Below are 5200 nucleotides of genomic sequence, written 5' to 3'. Positions count from 1 at the left end.
CCCCCGGGCGCGCGGCCCCCCCCCCCCCCCCCCCCCCCCCCCCCCCCCCCCCCCCCCCCCCCCCCCCCCCCCCCCCCCCCCCCCCCCCCCCCCCCCCCCCCCCCCCCCCCCCCCCCCCCCCCCCCCCCCCCCCCCCCCCCCCCCCCCCCCGGGGGGGGCCGGCCAACAACTGCTTAGTGATCCTGCCGTCAGCACCAATCGACCAGATGCCGTCGTTCTCGCGGATGAGCCTTAGCCATAAGGCGTCATCGACTTCAACTGCATCTTTTGGAATTTCGTGTGTGCCTTTTATCAGCCGCAAATGAAGTGTTCCGTCAGGGTGAAACGTTGCGTAGTTCATGTTTAATCCTCAAGTACCTACCGCGATAAAACTCAAACCCGCCGAGCCCGTGACTCCGTTGTTGTAGGTCGTAAAACGGTCTGCATATACGGCGCCTGAAGCACCCCCTACGCCATCGCTCAGACGAACACTGTAGTCGCCCGAGGCATTGTTGTTGTACGCGCCAACGACTACAGCACCGACATCGGTTGGGAATGGGATTGGAAAGTAAGTCGTGCTGATCGCAGAGCCTGTAAGCGTGACCCCCGCGTTCCATTGAACAATCCAGCCACCTAACCATGTTGGGAACACGATATACCCGACCCGCCCAATCAAAATCCTGAATCCCCAGCGCTGCTTTTTCGGCGTTACGATGGTGCTGTCATCGGTGCCGGCGTTGACAACGTTCTGTGGCGCAATACGTGCAAGGCCTGTCGCGCTCTCAGTGGCCTGAATGACTTTCGCGGCAATAGCCTGAAAGACACGCAGAGCACTCATGGGTTTGTTGGTATCGGCCCCTGTTTCGGCTTCTACCTGGCTGGCGAATGAAACACCGTACCCGGCCAGCGTATTGGGGGTACCCGTTAAGGCTGAAAACTTGAGCCCGGTCAGGCCCGAGCCGACGCCAGTGACCGGGCCGGTGATATCGACCCCGTTGGAGGTGACGCGAATGCCATTGCCATTCGCCCAGGGCGTAGAGCCTATCCCCATGAAGATAGAGGTGATGGCGTTGTAACTTCCGGTAAAACCAAGCCCGCCTTTCTCGCCACCGTTGCTCCCAGCGATGAGCCCGCTTACCCAGGACGGCGACTCTACAGGCTGAATGTAGATCGCCCTTGCATCGGCCATGTTGATGGAACCAAACAAGGTTCCGCCTACAAGGCCCATCTCTTGAAATGTCGAAGGGTTATCGCCGCCAAGGACGATACCGCGCTTGTTGATGTTTACCCGCGTGTACCTGCCCTCTGGCCGGCTTTCCGGTAGTACGTTGAGAAACCAGGTGTCTACATATTCCCGCGTTGCTAGGACCACCGAGGGATCAATTTTCAGCTCGACGTTCGAGGTGTTGCTGACGATCAGGTTGATCCGAATGACTTGGGTGCGACCAGAGCCCTGGGTAAGTAGTGGTTTGAATGTCGGTGCGCAGTTGGCGATGGCGACCAGGTCGCCGGCGGCATCGTAAAGGCCGATTTCACGAATCCACCAGCCGCCGATGCTTTCGGGGATGATCTGCTCCGCGATGATGATGCTCGCGTTTTTCGGATCGACCTTCACCTGGTTTAGTGGTGCACGTCGGCGTTCGTTGATCAGCTTCGTTTGCGTGCGGCTGGGAATGGGGTCTGTACCGTTGGCGTCACCAACACCCATCTGGGCAAAAGTCCACGGCACACCCAACGCATCGGCGTTGGCTTGCTTGGCCTCTCCGACTGCGGTCAGGATCGCGAAGAATTGGCTGTTTTGATCGGTCATGGGTAGATGTCCATTGTGTCGATGTGATGTTCGCGGCCAGCGACGGCAAGGTAGCCGCTGATATCGATGTCGCGCTGAGTCGGTGGGTAAACACTGAGTTCGTCGCCTTCGTAAACGCTGATCCCGATAAACATTGTGCCGGTACTTTCCAGGCTGATGGCCAGACCGGTCAGGTGGCGGGTGAGGGGCTTGGCGTCGTCGATCAACCAGGTGAGTTCCTGGTACATCTCTTCGGTAATACCGGTTTCCAGCACCCCTACTTTTAAGGCGAATGTTCCGGGTATGCCTTCCGGTACCTTCTGCCACCACTCCAGCACCTCAATCAGATAGCCCAGCGGCTCGACCACTCGGCGCAGTGCGCCGATGGTGCCTTTACGAGAGTGAATGTAATGGGATGAGCGAATGGCTGCTCGCTTCGTGGCTTCGTTCCAGTTGCCATCCCAGCGGTCGACCGAGAAGGCCCAGGCCAGGTAAGGCAGCAGCTCCACCGGGCAGGTATCCGGGTTACACAGTTGTCGCAGTGGGATAGGCACGCGCTGAATCTGCGCGAGTGCCTGAGCGGCTTGGCGCTCCAGCGGCGTGGCATTGACCGGTAGCAAGTGCTGCTCAGCCATCACTCCGCGCCTCGAGTCAATTTGATGTCAGTGCAGAACGGGGCTTGGGCCTTCGTTGCGACGATATCTACCCAGCCTTCCAGCTCGACCTTGCGCACACCTTCGACATGCAGCGCGGCGTGTAGGGCTGATTCGGAAACTTCCATGCCCAGGCGACGCCGTTGATGAACGTACGCCAACAGCCGCTGCTCTGCTGCAGCCAAAATTGGTTCCGACTCCGGTCCGCTCGACAGCAGGTAGAGCTTGGCCTTGACCTGGTAATTGATGATCTGCGCGCCCTGGACGGCCAGACGGTCGGCCACTGGCCGGCGGTCGTCGTCGCTTAGGTACCTGCTGACTATGGTAAGTAGCTCGGGCGGCGCCGTGCCGTCCCCCAAGAACGATTGCACCGTGACCACGGCGACGGCGGGTGAGGGGCTTTCGGCTGTGGCGTCGGCTACGCGCCCATCAGCCGCACGAGCATGGAAGATGTAGCTGTTGCGCGGACCGGCGGTGCTGAGCCCCTCCCAAGCCATCTGCGCGCGCTCGCGCAAGCTGTCGTCGCCCTCCATCAACTTAGGGATGGGCGGTACAGCGTTGGCTTTGCCTTCTTGAATGACCAAGCGTTTGACGTTGAAGTTGGCTGCCAGCTGTTCCAGATCAGTGCCACGCGCGGTCGCGAGCAGGTTAGCGAGTGAGGCTTCGTTGACCCTCTGGCGCCAGACCGTTTCGCGGTACGCGTTTTCCTGCAGCAACTTGGTCAACGGCTCCGATTCAATCTCCAGGCGTGTCGCGATTTGGACCTGCTCCTCAGGGGGCCAGAGGCTGATCATGTACGCTTTGCGCTCGGCCAGGATCTTTTCGAAGTCGACCTGCTCGACGATCTGCGGCGCGGGCAGTTGGCTGAGGTCGATGGCGGCAAAGCTATTCATACACTGCCTCCCAGCTGCAGCGGCACGCTGAGGCTCAGCGGTTCATTGGTGTCCACCACCGAGCCTTCCAGATCGATCGAAGCCTGGCCCTGCATGTTGGCTCCTACGAACTGCACGCGGCTCAAGCTGATGCGGGTTTCCCAACGCATCAACGCCATGACTGCGGCGGCGTAGACACGTAGGCGCGTGACGTCGTTGAAAGGATGGTCCATCAGCTCTGGCAACAGGCTGCCGTATTCGCGGCGCATGACGCGGGTGCCGATGCGGGTGCTGAGAATGTCGGTGACCGACTGACTGATGTGCTCGCGCTCGCCGATGGCGCCGCCGGTTTGTCTGTTCATGATGGGATCGGCGCCCCGGACTGGTCGCCACCGGATTTGACGCCGGTGTGCGGGTGTTTGACCAAGCTGACCCCGGCCGCAACCACGTCAATCGACACGTCAACCCGGCCGGTGACGGTCTGATTGCCGGTCTGGATGTAGTCGCCCTGGTGCGTGATGTCACCCACCAGGTTGATGCCGCCTTTGCTGATCAGATTGGTGGTTCCGCCATCGACCAACGTGGCCTTCAAGTGGTGAGTCACGCTGTCGTACTCAATCACCGTGCCATCCGCGTAGGTACGACGGTGCAGGCCGGGGCGGTTGCCATTGGCCGGGATGTGGTCGCTGAACACGCCTGTTACGACGATGCCGTTGGCGAGCTGGCCTGACGGACTGAACAGCATCACCTGTTCGCCGAGGGTAGGCGGGTCCCACTCGCGGTCAGCCCCGGCGCGCAACGCCAGCCAGGGTAGCCAGGCGGTGGTCAGTGTTCCGGTGGTGACCTGCACGCGCGGTGGCTCCATCTGCACGGCGGAGATGACGCCGAAGCGGATGAGGTTTTCGAGCAGGCGGGAGAGGGCGGCTAAGTCGTTCATGGCGCCAATGGTGGCGCCACGTGTGTGAGAGTGCAGCTATGGCGACTTGTTGATAAGGGGCTTACAACCTAGCCTTGTTTGGTTTCAGCCGAAGCCAAGATAGTAGGTAAATGTAGGCCTACAAATGCGAGAAACGAAAACGCTTTGAGGCTATTAATCTCACTACCGTAGTCAGATACTTCGCCGTGGAGAACTTGGTGCCGATTGAGTGCGTTGAACAATACGCCAGTTTGTTCAAATTCAGCATTCCGAATGCCCTCGCTTTTGAGAAGGTCCAATTCGTGAAGTACAAATAGCGGGCTAAGCAAATCTTTTGCCTGTGCATCATCCCCTATTTTTGCTTTTACCCAATCCAGCCCTTTTACCCCATTTGTTTGTCTGTTTCGTGGCTTACTCATTGCCATGCTGGTTTGGCAAATTTCCGAGAATAATCCGTCTGCTTGAGCCAAAAATACTGGGATGCTTAGGTAATAGCCTTGCACCCCTAAATCTTTGTGTGCTGAAACAGCTGCTTTTATTGCAGTCTGTCTTTCAGGGTGATTTGCGCCGAGCTGTGCGGTATACGAGTCTAGATATTGTAAATAATGTTGTTTGAGTATTTCATCTATCTGGATCTGGTCCTCCCCGGCTGATTCAATATTGTCGATTAGCGTTAAAACGATTTGTAATGACCCCTCCCAGTTGAAAAACCAACCCTGGCGCGATGCAATCTCCATTGCTTTTCTTGAGCGATTTGGCATTTCCTCTAGTCGCTTATTTACGGCTGACCAATCTATTGTTGAAAGGTTGTTGATCAAGGCTGAGTGTTTTTGGCTTATGTTTTCCACCCACTGCCCAAATCGTTGGAACGCATCTGATAGAGCGGGAATGTGTGGTTCAAGCAGCTCACCCATGATTTTAACAAGCTCTTCTTTATCTGAATTATTAATCTTAGTCATGTCCGATTCCATGGAATAGATAGGTGGGGGAG

The 5200-nt window shown here is 58.0% G+C and carries 6 protein-coding genes and 1 pseudogene; all 7 read right to left on the bottom strand.

From position 1 onward, the window contains the following. Positions 1-349 precede the first annotated feature (349 nt). The 7 genes and pseudogenes from YA0848_RS36765 to YA0848_RS25450 all read right to left on the bottom strand — a co-directional run bounded on the left by YA0848_RS36765 (position 350) and on the right by YA0848_RS25450 (position 5168). Complete coding sequence (locus YA0848_RS36765) at positions 350-817, bottom strand: gp53-like domain-containing protein (RefSeq protein ID WP_442967224.1); 468 nt, start codon at positions 815-817, stop codon at positions 350-352. A 504-nt stretch (positions 818-1321) separates the two neighbouring features. Next, a pseudogene (locus tag YA0848_RS36760) lies at positions 1322-1789 on the bottom strand (phage tail protein); the annotation flags it as partial. Beyond that, entirely contained in the window at positions 1786-2403 is a 618-nt protein-coding gene (locus YA0848_RS25470; protein ID WP_198712361.1) for a phage tail protein I, read from the bottom strand. The pseudogene YA0848_RS36760 and the gene YA0848_RS25470, both read right to left, overlap by 4 nt. Further along, positions 2403-3314, bottom strand: coding sequence for a baseplate assembly protein (locus YA0848_RS25465; RefSeq protein ID WP_198712360.1), 912 nt, complete (start codon positions 3312-3314; stop codon positions 2403-2405). The genes YA0848_RS25470 and YA0848_RS25465 overlap by 1 nt, the downstream gene beginning before the upstream one ends. Then, a complete protein-coding gene (locus YA0848_RS25460; RefSeq protein ID WP_198712359.1) occupies positions 3311-3655 on the bottom strand; it encodes a GPW/gp25 family protein in 345 nt (114 codons plus the stop codon). The genes YA0848_RS25465 and YA0848_RS25460 overlap by 4 nt, the downstream gene beginning before the upstream one ends. Then, positions 3652-4230, bottom strand: coding sequence for a phage baseplate assembly protein V (locus YA0848_RS25455; protein ID WP_198712358.1), 579 nt, complete (start codon positions 4228-4230; stop codon positions 3652-3654). Before YA0848_RS25455 ends, YA0848_RS25460 begins: the two co-directional genes overlap by 4 nt. Positions 4231-4298: 68 nt before the next feature. Next, positions 4299-5168, bottom strand: coding sequence for a hypothetical protein (locus tag YA0848_RS25450; protein ID WP_198712357.1), 870 nt, complete (start codon positions 5166-5168; stop codon positions 4299-4301). Positions 5169-5200: the final 32 nt, after the last annotated feature.

This window comes from Pseudomonas sp. S4_EA_1b (genome assembly GCF_016307435.1).
Taxonomy (GTDB): domain Bacteria; phylum Pseudomonadota; class Gammaproteobacteria; order Pseudomonadales; family Pseudomonadaceae; genus Aquipseudomonas; species Aquipseudomonas rhodesiae.
The sequence above is the reverse complement of the archived record's forward strand: the minus strand, read 5'-3'. Positions and strand labels throughout refer to the sequence as shown.